Annotated in this window: 14 protein-coding genes; 7 read left to right on the forward strand and 7 right to left on the reverse strand. The window is 39.3% G+C overall.

Features of this window, described 5'->3' with window-relative positions; all coding sequences use genetic code 11:
- Positions 1 to 20 precede the first annotated feature (20 nt).
- From B5X76_RS14745 to B5X76_RS14760, 4 genes are read left to right on the forward strand one after another with little or no spacing between them, the layout of a single operon-like run.
- Positions 21 to 1,538, forward strand: coding sequence for a RagB/SusD family nutrient uptake outer membrane protein (locus tag B5X76_RS14745; RefSeq protein WP_079644178.1), 1,518 nt, complete (start codon positions 21 to 23; stop codon positions 1,536 to 1,538).
- A gap of 5 nt (positions 1,539 to 1,543) precedes the next feature.
- The gene (locus B5X76_RS14750; protein WP_079644180.1) at positions 1,544 to 1,819 is read left to right on the forward strand and encodes a LysO family transporter; all 276 of its coding nucleotides are present in this window, start codon (positions 1,544 to 1,546) and stop codon (positions 1,817 to 1,819) included.
- Positions 1,809 to 2,411: a LysO family transporter gene (locus B5X76_RS14755; RefSeq protein WP_079644181.1), complete on the forward strand. Its 603-nt coding sequence runs from the start codon at positions 1,809 to 1,811 to the stop codon at positions 2,409 to 2,411. The genes B5X76_RS14750 and B5X76_RS14755 overlap by 11 nt, the downstream gene beginning before the upstream one ends.
- 10 nt (positions 2,412 to 2,421) lie before the next feature.
- The gene (locus B5X76_RS14760; protein WP_079644183.1) at positions 2,422 to 4,338 is read left to right on the forward strand and encodes an MGH1-like glycoside hydrolase domain-containing protein; all 1,917 of its coding nucleotides are present in this window, start codon (positions 2,422 to 2,424) and stop codon (positions 4,336 to 4,338) included.
- A gap of 40 nt (positions 4,339 to 4,378) precedes the next feature.
- Here B5X76_RS14760 and B5X76_RS14765 read toward each other — a convergent pair whose 3' ends face one another.
- Together B5X76_RS14765 and B5X76_RS14770 are read right to left on the reverse strand one after the other, a co-directional pair.
- Positions 4,379 to 5,053, reverse strand: coding sequence for a superoxide dismutase (locus tag B5X76_RS14765; RefSeq protein ID WP_079644185.1), 675 nt, complete (start codon positions 5,051 to 5,053; stop codon positions 4,379 to 4,381).
- A gap of 193 nt (positions 5,054 to 5,246) precedes the next feature.
- The gene (locus tag B5X76_RS14770; RefSeq protein ID WP_079644186.1) at positions 5,247 to 6,266 is read right to left on the reverse strand and encodes a hypothetical protein; all 1,020 of its coding nucleotides are present in this window, start codon (positions 6,264 to 6,266) and stop codon (positions 5,247 to 5,249) included.
- A 138-nt stretch (positions 6,267 to 6,404) separates the two neighbouring features.
- Between B5X76_RS14770 and B5X76_RS14775 the strand changes: the two genes are divergently transcribed.
- Complete coding sequence (locus B5X76_RS14775; RefSeq protein ID WP_079644188.1) at positions 6,405 to 7,052, forward strand: MgtC/SapB family protein; 648 nt, start codon at positions 6,405 to 6,407, stop codon at positions 7,050 to 7,052.
- Positions 7,053 to 7,106: 54 nt separating this feature from the next.
- On the opposite strand, the gene B5X76_RS14780 is transcribed toward B5X76_RS14775, so the two are convergent.
- On the reverse strand, positions 7,107 to 9,659 hold the full coding sequence (locus B5X76_RS14780) for a TonB-dependent receptor (RefSeq protein ID WP_079644190.1): 2,553 nt from the start codon (positions 9,657 to 9,659) through the stop codon (positions 7,107 to 7,109).
- Positions 9,660 to 10,069: 410 nt separating this feature from the next.
- Between B5X76_RS14780 and B5X76_RS14785 the strand changes: the two genes are divergently transcribed.
- Positions 10,070 to 13,363, forward strand: a complete 3,294-nt coding sequence (locus tag B5X76_RS14785) for a TonB-dependent receptor (RefSeq protein WP_079644192.1) — start codon at positions 10,070 to 10,072, stop codon at positions 13,361 to 13,363.
- 76 nt (positions 13,364 to 13,439) lie between these two features.
- Here B5X76_RS14785 and B5X76_RS14790 read toward each other — a convergent pair whose 3' ends face one another.
- Entirely contained in the window at positions 13,440 to 14,144 is a 705-nt protein-coding gene (locus tag B5X76_RS14790) for an LOG family protein (RefSeq protein ID WP_079644193.1), read from the reverse strand.
- 122 nt (positions 14,145 to 14,266) lie between these two features.
- Here B5X76_RS14790 and recR point away from each other — a divergent pair, with 122 nt between their 5' ends.
- A complete protein-coding gene (gene recR, locus B5X76_RS14795) occupies positions 14,267 to 14,881 on the forward strand; it encodes a recombination mediator RecR (RefSeq protein ID WP_079644194.1) in 615 nt (204 codons plus the stop codon).
- Here the strand turns inward: recR and B5X76_RS14800 are convergent.
- Genes B5X76_RS14800 through B5X76_RS14810 form a run of 3 tightly spaced genes read right to left on the reverse strand, consistent with a single transcriptional unit; the run spans position 14,878 to position 17,805 of the window.
- Positions 14,878 to 16,101, reverse strand: a complete 1,224-nt coding sequence (locus tag B5X76_RS14800; RefSeq protein WP_079644195.1) for an MDR family MFS transporter — start codon at positions 16,099 to 16,101, stop codon at positions 14,878 to 14,880. The genes recR and B5X76_RS14800 overlap by 4 nt on opposite strands.
- An 11-nt stretch (positions 16,102 to 16,112) precedes the next feature.
- The gene (locus B5X76_RS14805) at positions 16,113 to 17,078 is read right to left on the reverse strand and encodes a bifunctional metallophosphatase/5'-nucleotidase (RefSeq protein WP_079644202.1); all 966 of its coding nucleotides are present in this window, start codon (positions 17,076 to 17,078) and stop codon (positions 16,113 to 16,115) included.
- Positions 17,053 to 17,805 carry a 5'-nucleotidase C-terminal domain-containing protein gene (locus tag B5X76_RS14810; protein WP_245801058.1) on the reverse strand — a complete coding sequence of 251 codons (753 nt, stop codon included), beginning with the start codon at positions 17,803 to 17,805 and terminating at the stop codon, positions 17,053 to 17,055. The genes B5X76_RS14805 and B5X76_RS14810 overlap by 26 nt, the downstream gene beginning before the upstream one ends.
- Positions 17,806 to 18,040: the final 235 nt, after the last annotated feature.

An 18,040-nucleotide genomic window follows, 5' to 3' on the forward strand; every position in this document is an offset into this window, starting at 1 on the left:
TTAACAAAGAAATAATAAAGATGAAAAGAACAACATTAAAATATATGTTTCTCTATCTGGCATTGACTTCGACAACATTGTCTTGTAGTGATAAATTGGACCTGTCAGCTCCTGATCAGTTGACCTCAACTAATTTTTGGCGTAATGCAGCTGATGCAGAAGCCGGATTGGCTTCTGCGTATTCGCAACTAGAGTCCTCTACCGATGTCTGGGAATTTTCCGAGATTAAATTTCCCGTAGAAGCGTACAGGGAAGATATCTGTGTTATAGGAAGCGACGCAATGAACTACCAGACCTGGGTCGAATTGTACAATTTTACCTATACCAACGGAAATAGTCAGTTTTCAAGATATTGGGATATTAACTATACGGGGATATCTTTCACCAATCAGGTAATAGAGAAAGTCGGGTTGATCAATATGGACGTGGCCTATAGAAATCAAATTATAGCAGAAGCTAAATTCCTGCGCGCATACTATCACATGAAACTTCTACTCAATTGGGAGAAAATTGTCTTACGGGACGAGTATATCACCAGCGAGAGTCAATTAAATAAAGCGTTGTCAACACGTACCGAGGTGTGGGATTTTATTGTCAAGGATCTAGAAGAAGCGGTCGGCAGCTTAGTTCCCAAGCATACAGAGGCAAATGTCGGGAGGGCAACCAAAGGAGCAGCCTACGCTTATCTGGGATATTGTTACCTCACGCGTGCGTATGAAGAAACTTCACAACGATCGGAAATGCTGGACAAAGCGGAAAAGGCATTTCGAAATGTAACTGGTTATAGTTTGGAAAAGAACTTTCTCTCGATGTTTGATGGCACGAATAAAAACAGTAAAGAGTCTGTTTTTGAACTGCAATTTACGGATAATACGGCCAACGGTGCGAGTTACCGTACAGCCATACATAAGTGGATTGCTACCGGCGAGCTTGGCGGATGGGACGAGATTACTCCAAGCAACATGTTGTTAGCGGAGTTTAAAAAGGAGGGAAGGGTAGCTACAACGGGACACTACGATTCACGCTTGTACCACACTTTATTCTGTGAAGATCCTTATTTTAATGATGCCAATAATCCACGGGTATACGGATATACCTATGATGCTGTTTTTGAAAACGGCTCTGGTCGCATGAGTTTCAGAAAATATCTACCAGCAACATTAGTAGATTTGAATAAATCAAGAACGGCAGTAAATCTACCGCTCATGCGTTATGCTGATGTGCTCTTATTGCTAGCTGAAACATTGAACGAGCAGGGTAAGCCTGCTGACGCAGTACCATTGATCAATGAGGTGCGCAAGCGTGCTGATATGCCGAATCTGCCTACAGGAATGAACGCTGCTGAAGTTCGGAGCCGTATTGAGCATGAACGTATTTTGGAGTTTGCTTTGGAAAACACACGATTTTACGATCTAAGACGTTGGGGAAAAGCGAAAGAAGCTTTACATGCTATCGGTAGAAACAACTTTGATCCAACTAAACATAATTTTTATCCTATACCTTTGTTAGAAATTAAATCAAACGATAAGGTAAATTAAAAGTTATGTTGATTGTATTCTGCATCATGTTGGTGGGCGTAGGAATAGGGATTGGCGTCAGGTCAGTCCCTTATTTCAAAAGCACCGGAAAATGGATTTCAGTTGTCATTTACTTTCTCCTCTTTTTATTGGGGCGAGAGGTAGGGACGAATAAACAACTGTTGATGAGTCTAAATACTTTGGGACTTCAGGCATTCTTGATTACGAGTGGGGCATTGATCGGAAGCATCTTTTGCGCATGGATCACCTATAAATTCTTTTTCCAGAAAAATGAAAGGTAGCTTAATAATCGTCGGTTTTTTTGTCCTAGGTGTCTTTTCTGGAATTGGTAACTTTATTCCGAATGATTTTTTCCCAGAAGAGATAAGCCAATATGTGCTTTATGTTTTGATGTTTTTAGTGGGATTGAGTATAGGGTATGATAGAGAATTACTCCTTTCGCTACGACAAACCAATTGGAAAATACTTTTGGTGCCCATGGGGACCATCGTAGGTACATTGGTCGGAACTGCGGTAGTGGGTGCATTCATCCCCCAATGGTCTATAAGCGAAAGTATGGCGGTGGGCTCTGGATTTGGATATTATTCCTTGTCGAGTATTTTTATTACAAAATACAAAGGCGCCGCGCTAGGGACAATTGCACTCATGTCTAATATTATGCGAGAAGTTTTTGCCCTTTTGGCCACTCCCTTGTTAGTACGTTGGTTTGGACGGCTAGCACCTATATCAGCTGCAGGCGCGACCAGTATGGATACGACTTTGCCCATAATTACACAGTACAGTGGCCGGGATTATGTCGTGATAGCGATCTCACATGGTATTATTGTAGATCTTACAGTCCCCTTTTTAGTTACTTTTTTTTGTTCCCTTTAACAATTTAATTATGCAAAAAAACTTCACTTTGGTAGTGACTATTATCGTATTGATTTTGATTGTGGCATGTTCTGGAAAACGGCAAGATACCGTTCAAACTGCTTTTGATATGGATAGTTATGCTAATTTGTTTGACATGCGACAGGACCCGCTCTCGTTGGCAAGAAAGACGAATCCGTTTTATACCGATATGGGAGCTTGGTTAGGATTTGGTATACCTACGGATAAGGAGGTTGCTGGTTTCTGTGGCCCCTATGATCTGGCTTCCCGTACTTGGTGGAGTCCTGTAATTGTAGAGGTTCTTTCCGAAGAACCGAAGGATAATTTAGCCTTACAGCGTCTGGGTAGGGATACCGTGATCTCTTATGTAGACCGATTGTGGATGCGCTCTACTTATGCAAATGGACAAATCGAACAGACACTTCGTAGTATTTCAGCTTCGGCATCTTTGCTCTTAATCGAGAACAGATCGGATAGGCCGTTCTGGATCTCAGGCGAGCTTTCAAAAGGAAGCTGGAAGCAGGAGGGAATGCACCTTTGGACAGAACAAGAAAGTGGAGAGGTGCTTATGTTGTCATTTGCTGAAGGTACGGAGTTAGAGGTCAGCGGTGCACGATATAAAGCACATTTGACAGGAGCCGAACATGTAATAGCTATTACACATACGGTCAAAGACTTTAATCTTCGATCTGCAACAGCTGTGGGCAAGACTATCATTCAGGACAGTAAAGAATTGATAAAAACCCAGACCTCAAGATGGGAGAATTATCTAAAACCTAACTTCCGCGACGAATTATCTTCAGAGGCACATCGTGTGATGGTTAAAAGTGTAGTGACCTTGATGAGCAATTGGCGTTCCGCACGCGAAGGGATAAAGCACGATGGAGTTGTACCTTCTCATGTGGCAGACTATTTTGTAGGGTTATGGGCTTGGGATTCCTGGAAACACGCTGCAGCTTTAGCACATTTGGATTTACAGTTAGCAAAAAACCAAGTGCGTGCGATGTTTGATTTTCAAGATAGCGCAGGTATGGTTGCTGACTGTATCTATCCGGATAGTACGGAGAATAATTATAGAGACTCCAAGCCTCCTCTTGCAGCTTGGGCGGTAGACGCTATATACGAAGTAGATAAAGATAAAACCTTTGTAGCAGAGATGTATGATAAACTATTACATTATCACAGGTGGTGGTACCGTTATAGAGATCATGATAATAATGGTTTTTGTGAGTACGGGGCGACAGACGGAACGCTGGAGGCTGCAAAATGGGAAAGCGGTATGGATAATGCTATTCGGTTTGACGATGCAAAGATGCTTCAGAACAGTACTAGGGCATGGAGTATGGATCAAGAATCTGTTGAGTTAAATGCTTACCTGCAATTAGAGAAGCAATATTTGAAAAAGTTTGCGACACTTTTAGGACGTGCTTTTGACGATAACCAACAGGATGTGGTTTCTCCTTTTTTTGATAAAAGCAGAGGTTATTTTTTTGACCGTAAGCTCGGTGGGTCATGGATCGAACATTTTGGGCCAGAAGGCTGGGCTCCGTTGTGGACAGGACTAGCGAGTAAGGAGCAGGTTATGCAGGTCGTAAAGGTCATGACGGATACCTCAAAATTCTCCACGTTTATACCATTTCCCACAGCGGCAATTTCAGAAGCTAAGTTTATGGATAGGGGATATTGGCGCGGGCCGATATGGTTAGATCAGGTTTATTTTGCTATTTCGGGCTTAAGACGTTATGGTTATGCAGATTTGGCCGATTCCTATACAGCTCAGGTTTTCGATCGTCTTGAAGGATTGAAGGAGCAAGGGGCTATTCATGAGAATTACGAAGCGCGTACGGGTAAGCGATTAAAAGCACCGCACTTCAGTTGGTCGGCAGCGCATCTATTTTTGTTGTATAAAGAACTTAAGACGCCATAAAAAAAGAAGGCATCCTTTAGGATGCCTTCTTTTTTGTGTTTTATTTTTTTAAAGCTTTTTCGTATCTATTGCTTACTTCTTTCCAGTTGATAATGCTCCAGATTGCCGCTAGATAGTCAGCGCGTTTGTTTTGATATTTTAGATAATAAGCGTGTTCCCACACATCCAATCCAAGAATCGGCGTTCCTTTTTCTTCAACCACATCCATGAGAGGGTTATCTTGGTTAGCAGTAGAGCTAACAAATAACTTACCGTTTTTATCAACGGCTAACCATGACCAACCTGATCCAAAACGTGCAGCTCCAGCAGCATTTACTTTTTCTTTCATGGCATCTATCGAGCCGAAAGTCTCTGTGATTGCTTTTGCTAATTTGTCGGAAGGTTTTGTGTTTTTTTCCGGTGTCAAGATTGTCCAGAACAGCTCATGGTTATAGTGTCCACCACCATTATTTCTTACGGCTGCACTTTGTCCTGATATTTTGGATAAAAGTTTTTCGATACTTTCTTTTTCAGTTGCGGTTCCTGCTATTGCCTTGTTTAAATTGGCTGTATAGGCTGCTGCGTGTTTTGAATAGTGAATCTCCATAGTTTTTGCATCGATTGATTCTTCAAATGCATTGTATCCATATGGCAGAGGTGTCTGTTTAAACTGTGCAAAGGTAAATTGCGCGGAGAACAACGCCGCAGCAAATAAAGCTGTTTTAACTAGTTTCATGAGTTTTCGTTTTTAATTATATCCAATATTAGCAATATCAATGTTAATTAGCGATTAAGATTGATATTTCATGTTGTTTTTCGACAAAAATATTACATTAGGCTACCTTAATACATGCAGAAGAGAGAACATACTTAACTGATCGCCTGATGAAAAAAGATATTTAAAAATAACGCTTTTTGTGCTTTACTTATTATAGTTTTTCTATTTCGAGGGATAGCGCCATCAGTTCCTGCTTTAATAGATTAATATGGGATTCTACCTGATCATACATATCTGCCCGGTTATTAAGCTGATCGGCATTATATTTACCGCCTTTTCCGAAATATAGATTATCGAGCTGTTGTTTGTCGTCATCTTCATCAATTTGACCAAAATTCTTCCACTTTTCGATTATCTGTAGCCTTACCGATTTGCCTTCCGGTACATTCGGATCGGCATAATTGAGATAGTACCAGATAAATGGTGGAAAGTTTGCAGAGGTATTACTACCCAGCCACACATCCTTTAGCGCATTTCGTTCGTGGTAGAAATCTATTTTACGTTTGTTAAATAACATCAATAGACCTAGCGAGGCTTCAGCGATACCAGTACCTATACCGATACTATTACTTACCCTTTCATTACTGATCGTACCACCGGTAGCTATAGCACCACTGGCACCGATGACAATAGCGCCAATGGTCAATTTGGATTCGAGATCACTTTGTTTGCCTTCTAAGAAGTTGGCTATTTGACTGGTCCGTTCTTCTTCACAGTCCATTTCCGAAGATACAGCAGAGACGATCAAAGACGCATTGTTTATTTTCTGAAAGATATCCAACTTCAGACTAACTCTGTCTAATTTCTTTTCGACAGATGTAGAGTTGTTATTTTCTTTGGTGTTAGCATATTTAGTCAACTGATTTATGATACCAATAGCATTTGCTATATTAAGACCCTTTCTTGATATTTTGGAGTTGAGCACACTATCTATTTGCAATTGATAGAGTGGGGTAGGTAAGTCATTCTCACCATAACTGTATATATTTTGTTGGTTACAGTTGCTGTGCCTCAGTTGGGAAGAAAAAGAGGAATTATTGTAGGAAGCACAAGAATCTAAAAGCAAGGTTGAAGAAAGTAAAATCGTCCGGATAGTTTTGTTCCACAAGGAAAAATGAATTGTGCGATAGCTAAGTAATCCTATCTGAGGGTGATTTCCTTTTAAGTTCATAATATTCGATATCTAAGTTGATATAAATGTAAACTTTAGAAGGTTAAGCTGCAATAATGTTCTTGCTTTTTTATCGGTTTATAGATAACTTTCCCAGAGATTGCACGTTGTGTATGCAGTTGATTTATTTATAACAATATGATTGAAGATTTAATCTGGAACGAAAACTTTCAAACAATTTTAGTTTCTCTTCTTTGTGGCTCCGTGGTGGGCATGGAACGTGAATATCGGAATAAATCGGCAGGGTTTCGTACAGTCATTTTGATTTGCCTCGGTGCAACAATCTTTACGATGGGGTCTCGTTTGGGAAATCTTTCTGATGATAGAATTGCGGCCAATATTGTGACAGGTATAGGTTTTCTAGGTGCCGGGGTTATATATCAGGGCAAGTTTTCTGTTCAAGGACTTACTACGGCTGCGGTAATATGGACCATGGCAGCTGTTGGCATGTTGGTTGGTTTTGGACAGTTTACGTTAGGAATAGCACTAGCTATCCTCATGGTGGTCGTGTTGTCGTTGTTTCAAAAAATGGAAACATTCTTGTCTAATGTCTATTTTTCAAGAACAATCAACATCACGTTTGTTGACAACAAGGCAAGCCGTCTTCACGAGTTTGAAACATTCCTTAAGGATAGTGGGATACACGCACTGCGAAAGGGAATCGAGAAGAATGGGGAAAAATTGACGGCAGTCTATGAAATATCAAGTCAAAAAAGGAGGGTTAGAATGATGAATGAACAGATAATTTCCTTAGACTATGTACATTCATTTAGTAATTTTTCTTAAAATAGAAAAGGGGTGCTCCATCGGAACACCCCTTTTTTATTACACTTAAAATGATTAGAATGTCATTTTCACTGATCCGTTCCAAGTGCGGCCCCATCCCATTAATACGTAGTTAGATGTGTCTATACCTTTCCAGTATTGTGGGTCTTTCTTAGCTGTGTTATTGGAAGTTGCTTCAGAAATATAGAATGTATCAAATAAGTTGTTAATATTAACACGGAAACTTAATGTGTTTTTATGACTTACCTGCAATTTATATGATATACCAGCATCTACCAAATCGTAATTAGGCAATTTTAATGTTTCCTTATCTTTAGGTAATGCACCATATAATCTTTCATAACGGCGGTAGTTGGCATCCGCAGATAACCCTTTTAAGAAGGCGTATCTAAAGCCAGCCCCATAAGAAGTCTGTGCGGCGTCTCCGACATGTACCCCAGTGAGATCTCTATTTTCTACCCCTAATTCTACTCTGTCTTCGTTACGGACAATAGTTGTAGCATTTCCATCATATAACCATTTCCCTACCGAAGCGAATCCTTTCAATTCAAAACCACGGAATGGACGGGTTACGAAATCCAATTCTAAGCCTTGATGATCTTGTTTTACGCCATAGTTTGATTGATAAATTAATTCACCTACAGCCAACAAACCATCTTGGTTATTTGGATTGTATTTATCTACATCTTTCTGTGCAGCAGTGTATGAGCTACCAGTTACTCTATTTGCCCAAGTGGTGCGGTATGCATTTAAGTTTACATCAACATATTCAGATGCAAATTTGTAACCTAACTCAAGACCTAGAATTTCTTCATTTTTCGCGAATGGATTTACATCATTTTTATAGTTCATGAAGATATTATTTTGGTAAGGTTGACGGGAATAGAAGCCTGCATTACCAAATAAGGTGTGATTTTCTACTGTGTAGCTTACTCCTCCTTTTACGTTGTATCCGAAGTTGTTAACATTTTCTGATCTACCTTCCCCAATTTTGTAAAGGAAATAATCTTCACGGATGTTCTGTTGTTGTGATGCTGATCCTTGGAAGAAGGCTGTAAAACCATCTTTCGCAAATTCAATCTGCCCGAAAAGACCACCGTAACGAATTATTTGGTCATAGTCCCAAGCAAGACGGTCTTCGGGTTTTGACGGTTTGTCAGACCAGGTTTTCCAAGGATTGGTCGTATAAACATTTGAAGTTATTTGATTCCCTGGATAATTTACATTATCCTTATGCTCTATTTGCGTAGCACCTAATATGTCAGTAACTTGACGATAATGTTCTCCTTTGTAGTCACGTAAGTCAAATCCTATGTTAAAGTTCCAGTAATCATTCAGTTTACGGTTATAGTTAGATACCAAACCGAACCATTGGTGATTATTAACATCTGCAGCTAAGTAAGGAACTTTGGCTTTGCTTGCATCTGAGCGAAGAGACTGACCACCACCTCTAGCCATAGAAGCATACACTACTGTAGATAAAGAAGCTTTGTCTGATATTTGCCAATCCCAGTTGACATTTGCTACTGGTTTGTGGTAGTAGTTTTTTCGGGGGTTGGTCTCGATACCGTTAATAATTGCTACGTTGTCATTGTATTTTCTACCATGTTCTAGATAGTTGTTCAAACTAGAGGTATAACCTTGGTTATGCCATTGTGGTGCACCAGTTACCATTAAGTTCAAGTTGTGCTTTTCGTTTACTTTGTATCCGACGGATAAAAAGTAGTTTTGACCAGCTCCTTCGGTTCTGTCCATATAACCATCTCCACGCCAGTCTGTAATCATCGCTGATACAGCAAATCCACTCTTTAACAAACCTGTATTATAAGCTAAAGTCGATTTACGGTACATGTCATTACCAATAGAGCGACTAAAGAAACCACCTTCTTTTTTATCTGTTGATTTGGTAACAAAGTTTGTTGTACCTCCTACCGAAGATATCGCAAGTTTTGAAGATCCTAATCCACGTTGTATTTGTACTAAAGAAGCAATGTCAGCTAGACCATTCCAGTTAGACCAATAAACACGACCATTGTCCATACCATTGATGGGTTGCCCATTTAATAGGAAAGCGGTGTTGGATTGATCAAAACCACGGGTAGTCATAGACGATTCACCAAAACCACGTGCCTGACTCGTAATGTAAACAGATGGTGTATTTGCTAGTACAGCAGTAATATCCTGAGCACCTACCTTTTCTTCGATTTCTTCTTGGCGAATAGTGGATACGGCAATCGGAGTCTGTCTACCTTCGGCAATATCAATTACTCCCTTTCCGACAATAACGATCTCATCTAGCGATTGATCGCCTGTAGGAACGAGGATGATAGTACCAATGACATTCTTGTCCGAAAATGTAACTGATTGTGTCGCGTGACCAATGTACTTGATCTCAAGCTGTCCATTGTTGTTTTCGGTTTTTAAGGTGAAATTACCATTGGCATCCGAAGATGTTCCAATTTTACTTCCAGAAACTAAGATTGTTGCGCCGGCGATAGGGTGCTTTCCGTCGGTGATTTTACCAGTAATTACTTGTTGGGCTAAAGCAATATTACCAGTAAGCATGCATGCTAAGGTAGCATACAAGAGGGTGGATTTTTTTTGCATTATTAGATTAACTTATAAATTTGGTTGCAAAGATAACTTTTTTGTTAGTATAAGTATATATATAAGAGCGAAATAGTTGTTTTTTGTGAGTTTTTATTCTGTTCGGTCAGATTGTTATTTTGAATGAAGTTTTATTGTTACTTGAGGTTTAATTTCTTAGAGTTTATTGATGTAATCTTGAAAATGTTAATTTTTGTTAAAATCATAATTTAGACTCTAAAACAATTGTAATTTTTTAATAGGAGTTTGTTATTTCTATCATGTTTTGAAATATACTCAATTTTTATTGCAGAATGTCTATGGTTTTGTTCATTAGTTGTTGGTTTACTGTATATTAAGTTTATGTTAAGTGTATCTTTTTGATAATACTCTTGTTAGTTTTGTGGTCGATATAACTATCTAAATTTAATATGAAAAAATCTTTACTTTTTTTCGCTTTGGTTTTGGCCAGCTATGGTACGATCCAGGCACAAGTTACAACTAGTAGTATGACAGGTGTCGTGACCGAGTCTGCTGGTCAAGCTACAGTTGGTGCAACAATTAAAGCGACCCACATGCCATCGGGTACGGCTTACTCTGGTTCTGCAAATTCCGCGGGACGTTTTAACCTGGCGAATATGCGGGTTGGCGGACCTTACCGTGTTGAAGTGACCTATGTAGGACAAAATCCAATCGTTTATGAGGATGTGTACCTTCAACTTGGACAAGCTTTCGTGTTGAATCCTATCTTCGGTGACGTGGCCAACGCTTTAGAAGAAGTGACAGTGACAGGTAGTAGAATTAAAAGTGAGAAAAATGGTACGGCAACAGTCGTTGGTCGCAGCCAAATTGAAAATCTACCATCGATTAACCGAAGTATTAATGATTTGACGAGATTGACACCTCAGGCAAATGGTACTGCTATCGGAGGTGGAAATTATCGTGCTAATAACTTTACTGTAGATGGAGCGAATTTCAATAATCAATTCGGTATTGGACAAAATATGCCTGCTAATGGTTCCCCTATATCAGTTGATGCGATAGAACAGATTGTTGTAAATGTAACTCCTTTTGACGTTCGTCAATCTGGATTCACTGGAGCTGCTGTTAACGCAGTAACACGTTCGGGACGTAACGAATTTTTTGGCTCGGCATTTTATACAGGCCGATCCGATCAACAACAAGGAACACGTGTCAAAGACAAGCAAGTAGCATTCAATGAAATGAATGAGAAGCAATATGGTTTTTCATTGGGAGGACCTATTATTAAGAATAAGTTGTTCTTTTTTGTAAATCTTGAGCAGAATAAGACGACAGAACCAGGGCCAACAAAGATTGCTGATGATAGGGATGCTAGACAGTATGGTCAAGGGAATACAAATATAGCGAGACCTACTTATCAGTTTTTGGATGATGTTAGAAATTACTTAACTAATACATACGGATATGATCCAGGAGCCTATCAAGGGTATTCAAATAAAAGTAATAATGATAAAATCTTTGCTAAGATTGATTGGAATATAGCAGATAATCATAAAGTTAACTTTAGGTATAACCAAGTTAAGGGAAAATCCCCATCAAATATAAGTAACTCGTTTACGGGTTCTGGTATTTCGAACTTGAGTCGTACAGGCTCTAATGCACTTCACTTTGGTAACTCAAATTATTTTTCGGAAACAAATTTATATTCAGGAGTTGCAGAATATAATGGTAAATGGGGCAATACTAATAATACTGTTCGTATAGCTTACGTTAATCAAAATGAACCCCGTTCGATAGCAGGATCTGATTTTCCTTTGGTCGATATTAAAGATGGAGATAATATTATTACCACTTTTGGGTACGAGCCATTTTCGTATGGAAACTTACGTGATGTAGAAACAATTACGGCGTATTGGGATGGTAATTATACATTGGGTAAACACGATTTTACTTACGGTGCTCAGTATGAAACGAGTATTACTAAAAATGGTTTTCAGCGTTTTGGTGCTGGATATTACTTGTTTAACTCATGGGATGACTTTGTAAACGGTAATAAACCCGCAAATTATGTTTTAACATATCCTTTAACCGAAGATGGTTCTCAGGCGTTCCCTTCATTCAGATTTGACCAATATTCTTTTTTTTTACAAGATCAGTATACTGTTAACAGTAAATTGAAGTTTATGGGAGGTATTCGTTTTGAATTGCCTACTTATCCAAATGTTGACGAAATGAAAACTCATCCTCTTGTTGCTGATCTGACGTTTGCGAATGGGTTGAAATTAAATACAGGTGCCATGCCTAAATCTCAGTTACTTATCTCCCCTCGTATTGGGTTTAATTATGACGCAATGGGGGATCGCTCTCTGATTTTTAGAGGAGGAACGGGTATTTTTACAGGTCGTATTCCTTTTGTATGGATCGTGGCTCAATCTAGTGATGCGGGGATGCTTCAAGCAACTAAAATATTCCAACCATCTGAAATGCCTGATTTTTCACCAGATATAAAAGCAAATTATCCTGCGACACTGCCGCAGCCCGGAACTTTCATTCCAACAACTATTTCAGCTATGGATGAAAAACTTAAATTTCCTTCAACATGGAAGTCAAGTTTAGCCGTGGACTATTCTTTGCCTTGGGGAATTCAGGCTACTGTGGAAGGTATTTACAATAAAGATATTAATGCTGTTGTTGCGAAAAATGTTAATTTGGTAGATCCTACACAGTTGAATATTTCTGGATATAATGATCATAGATATATCTATCCTTCAGCTGCTAAGGATAAATATATTAATAAACTTACAACTGGAGGTGTTGTAGAATCAACAGCGGTAGGTAGGTTTGATCCAACCTATATGACAAATGCTAAGGGGGGGCATTATTATTCCGTAACTGTACAATTACAAAAAAATAATTGGAATGGCTTTTCAGGTTCGTTAGCATATACTCATTCTGGAGCAAAGAATTTTGGAGACGGGGCTGGTGATCAAATAGCTAATCTATGGTCAATACCTCCCACTAATACGGGTAATCCAAACGATCCATCGTTAGGTTTCACAACCAATGTTGTTCCTCATCGGTTAATGGGTTTTGTTTCCTACAAGAATAATTGGATAGGTAAACTGAATACTTCGATGACAGTGTTTTATTCAGGTTCTTCAACAGGTCGAATGAGTTACGTTTATGGAGGAGATTTCAACCGCGATAATAATAGTAATAACAATGATCTTATCTACGTGCCAAATGATCCTTCAGAAATTACTTTTGTTAATATTGCTGCGAGTCAGGCTGGTTCAGGAAAAAACTATGCTAAAGCTTACACCGCAGAAGAGCAATCTGATATGTTTTTCAAAATGATAGATGAAGATGATTATTTACGTTCACGTAAAGGTAAACATGTTGATCGTAATGGTGGAGTAATGCCTTGGAGAAATCAGTTTGATTTTAGATTGTCTCAAGAAATTGTTAGAGATATTGCCGGAGGCAAAAATGCACTAGAATTTTATTGGGATGTATTTAATATAGGGAATTTATTCAACTCGAATTGGGGAGTTTATAAATCTTCAAATACACAGCTGTTAAGACCTCAAAATACAGGTTCACTGACTCCTGATGGTACAACAAAACCTACATTCCAAATTGGATATAATAATGGGGATGCTATTAAGTCTACTACGTATGTTAATGAATCCATTACCTCAACATATTATATGCAGTTCGGTGTTAAGTTTAGTTTTAACTAAGATTAACTATCGATTTGGTTAAAAAAGAACCCCTTCGGAATTTCGAAGGGGTTCTTTTTTTGTAAACTAAATTTCTCTAAAAATTCGGTTTCAACAGGTACTTGTCATAGAAACGGAAGATATGTTCTACCGCCTCTTCTGCCGAATCTACCAAACGGTAAAGCTTAAGGTCTTCCGACGAGATGTAACTGTTGGTGAGCATTGTTTTTTCGACCCATTCCAGTAAGCCGCCCCAATAATCCGAGCCTACTAAGATAATTGGAAAGCGAGCGATTTTTCCAGTCTGAATCAGCGTGATCGCTTCAAACAGCTCATCCATAGTTCCAAATCCTCCCGGCATTACGATGTACCCCTGTGAGTATTTCATAAACATTACTTTACGGACAAAGAAGTAGTTAAACTCCATAATCTTGTCCCTATCGATGTATTTGTTGTGAAACTGCTCAAAAGGCAACTCAATATTTAGACCTACAGATTTACCTCCAGCAAGGTAAGCCCCTTTATTAGCAGCTTCCATAATACCAGGACCTCCTCCTGAAATCACACCGTATCCTTTCTCTGCCAGTAGTTTTGCAATTTCTACCGCCATCTCATAATATTGATGGTTGTCTGGTGTACGTGCAGACCCAAATATGGATACACATGGGCCTATTTTTGCTAGTTTTTCAAAACCATCTACAAACTCCGACATGATCTTAAAAATCTGCCATGAGTCCTTAACCTTTATTTCTTGCCATGTCTTATTGGCGAATGAATTTCTAATTCTAGTTTCTCCTGTCATATATACTTAAATATCGTGAACAATACGTCACAATATAGCGAAACGTGGAGGAGTATGCAACAGCAGAATTGAAAAGAGTTTGTTAATGCTGTAAATAGGAAATTACTTTTTATTTTTGCGGAATGAACTTCTCATCCAAATTATTGCAAAATGCCGTCGAAGAGTTCGGTCGTTTACCAGGAATTGGTAATAAGACCGCTTTACGTTTGGTTTTACATCTATTGAAGCAATCCAATCAGGAGGTAAGCCGTTTTACGCAAGCAATAGACCAACTCAAAGAGAAGATTCGGTACTGTCAGGTATGTTATAATATCTCAGATGAGCCGACCTGCGAAATCTGTCAATCGGTAAAGCGGGATAAAAGCATAATATGTGTGGTCGAAGATACGCGGGATGTGATGGCTATTGAAAATACAAATCAGTATCAAGGAGTATACCATGTTCTAGGTGGACTTATTTCACCGATGGATGGGGTAGGACCTTCCGATCTAAAGATAGAAGGCCTTCTGGAACGCTTGCGCAAGGACGAGGTGAAAGAAGTGATATTAGCACTGAGTGCTACTATGGAAGGTGATACCACTATATTTTACCTCTATCGCAAGTTACGTGAATTTGATGTGCAGGTAAGTACCATTGCTCGAGGTATTGCATTCGGGGGCGAGTTGGAGTATGTGGATGAAATTACTTTGGGACGATCCATTTTGACGAGAGTCCCTTATGAACGCCATGTTGGTTAGTTTTCCTTCATCTTAGATATTATCCAATAGAATGCTATACTGACAAATAGTAAAACTGTTCCCGTGGTAGTCCATAATACCTGATAGCCCCAATGCTCAGCTACATAGGTGCCCAGGTAAGGCGAGAAAACATTAGCAGCAGCGAATGCCAACGAATTGAATCCCATGTACGCTCCCTGAGTGTTTTTATCTGCACGTTTGATAGCTATAGTTGCCGTAAAAGGTAAAGTTAGCATCTCGCCGGTAGAGAGAACAAGCATTGCTAGAAAAAGCCACGCCATGCCAAAATCCAGGTTAAGCATATAATAAGATACTGCTGATATAGCGGTGCCGACCAACATAATTTGTCTTACCGTCATCCGGTGTTCAATAAGGTGGATTAAAACCATTTCAAACAAGACGATAACAAAACCACTAAATCCTAACAATAAGCCGATCTGACTGGCATCCAATTGGTGTACATCCCGATAAAACAGCGGTAATGTAGTGATTAATTGGAAAAAAGCCATAGAGAAGAGAAAACAAAAGATATTGAATCCGATAAAGAGCCCATCCCGATAGGCATTTTTTTCGGGCGTAGTTTGCAACGTTGTCTTTTTTGTTTCTTCGAGCTCTATAGGTTGCTTTGTTGTAGCCTTTTTATTTCTGAAGAAATAAATAAAGACAATGACGGCAATACTAGCAGCTATGGCATTGCCATAGAAAATCCAATTGTATGAAAATGTCGCTAGGAATCCACCAAGAGCTGGGCCTATAGAGAATCCTAGGTTTACAGCCATTCTATTGAGTGAATAAGCTCTTGTTATATTTTCGGGTTTAGCATAACGAGCGACCGATACCGAGTTTGCAGGTCTAAAGGTATCGGCTACCAAAGTCAGTACAAATATCATGATCGCTAAACTCTCAAAAGAGCGAAATAAAGGCAGGACAAGGAATAAAGGGATGACCAAAATTAGGCTCCAGGTTTGTACTTTAAAGTTGCCAAATCTATCCGTGAGCCAACCACCAAGCCAAGAGCCCGCCACCGACCCCAATCCAAAGCAGCCCAATACCAACCCGATCTGTGTTTTCGAAAAACCAAGCTCGGATGACATATAGATTCCCAAAAAGGGAATGACCATTGAACCGGTACGGTTGATCAACATAACCAGTGCCAACAGCCAAGCTGCAGGAGATAATCCTTTGTACGAATTTATATACAGGCGTATGAGTGTTTTCAATAGGCTTTAGATTATACAGTTACCTGTTCTAACATGTTGTCTATCGTGTAGTTATTACTCAATAGAACTTGTTTTTGTTTCGTTTTTGGATTAAATATAAAGTCGATCCGTCCGAAGCTGGCTCCACCAAAACCTACTTGGTTTACCAATGTTACTTTTCCATCCAGATTCTTTACCTCCGTAGGTTTTTCCAAAAAAGTATGTGTATGTCCACCTATGATCAGATCTATATCTCTGCTATTAGCGGCCAGTTTCAGATCAGAGATCGTATCTTCTTTGTAGGAATACCCCATGTGCGACAGACAGATGATCATATCGCATTTTAATTCATTCTTCAATTTCGGGACTAGGCGGTTGGTCACTTCCATTGGGTCGAGGTATTTCATACCTTTATAGCCATTTGGATCGACCAATCCCTCGACATTGACACCAAGAGCGAACACACCTATTTTGATGCCATCCCTTTTAAAGATTAAATATTCTTTCGTTTTTCCCGCTAATACCGTTTCTGAAAAATCGTAGTTGGAAGTTATAAACGGGAAATTCGCTTTGTCAAAATGCTTGAGAATACCCGCGATACCATTGTCAAATTCATGGTTGCCGAATGTTCCTGCATCATATTTTAGTTTAGACATCAGCTCAAGTTCTACCTGACCATCAAATAAATTGAAATAAGGGGTACCTTGAAACATATCACCCGCGTCAAACAACAGTACATTTTTCTCCTCCCTCCGAATCTTTTGAATTAGCGTGCTACGTCGGGCGACACCACCCAAACCCTGCATTCTTGAACCATCCATAGGAAAGGGTTCGACACGACTGTGTACATCGTTGCTATGTAAGATAGTTATCTTGACATCTTTGTCGCTGGCTGAATTGCGGGCAAAACTATCGAATGGAGCAAAAGAAGCGAAAAGCCCTAGTGTAGCCGCTTTTTTCAGAAATAACCGCCTATTTAATGATTGAAACTCTTCCATCTAACTCCGTGTTTATGTTTTTGCCTGCTTTAGTTAATCCTTGTACGTATTCTATTAATCCCTCTCTTACCCGAAGACTGCTGTCTGTCCGTTTTAAGGGATGGGTAATACCTTCGATATAGTCACCACCATTTGCGAGATAATCGTAAGTAACCAACTTATAAGAACGGGTAGGGTCGATTTCCTTTCCATCGATACGTATTTCGGCAGCTTTTTCTTCCTTAATTTTTACGGTAAACCCAGCAATGGGTTGTCCACCGGTTTTGGCAATAAAGTCGGCTAAAATAGCTAGATCTTTGGCTGATAATTCCAGTATAGTGACCGTATTTTCAAAAGGCATCAATTCAAACATAGAGCCTATCGTGACATCACCTTGTTTGACCTCAGATCTAATACCTCCCTTGGTCGCCAGAGACAGTTGTGCTTCTGGATCTATTTTTTTACCCATTGCCAGTAATGCGTCGGCAAAGAAGTTGCCCGCTAGACTTTCTGCATCAGATCGACTCTTTGTTAAATGACGCGTCGAATAGCCTATCGTTCTATTCATTTCTTGATCCAATTGTTGCTTAAAAGGAGTGTAGTAACGAATAATAGTACTGTCTTCCGGTAGGGATGAGTTGATGGCATATGTAGTCGGCTCGCTGAGTTTCGGGACGTAGGTAGTTTTACAACCGGCTAATGTCCATGCAATAACTATAGCTAGAGATAGTGTCTTAAAAGTACGCATAGCATTAAAATATATTATGCGAAGCTAAGAAGAATGGCGTTAGTAACAAATTAACTTATTGTAATTTTTTGATTCTACATATCAATGCATGTGACCTTAAGACAGGTTTAAAGGGAGAAGCATCCCTGAAAACAGTGAATCTTGTACTTTTTTTGTATTAAAATGTGATTTGGAATAGCTTTTGTACTTATGCATTCATTATTTTTTGAAGGTACTTGTTACCTTTACAGCGAAT

Origin of the sequence: Sphingobacterium nematocida, assembly GCF_900168125.1 — a bacterium.
In the GTDB taxonomy this organism is placed as follows: domain Bacteria; phylum Bacteroidota; class Bacteroidia; order Sphingobacteriales; family Sphingobacteriaceae; genus Sphingobacterium; species Sphingobacterium nematocida.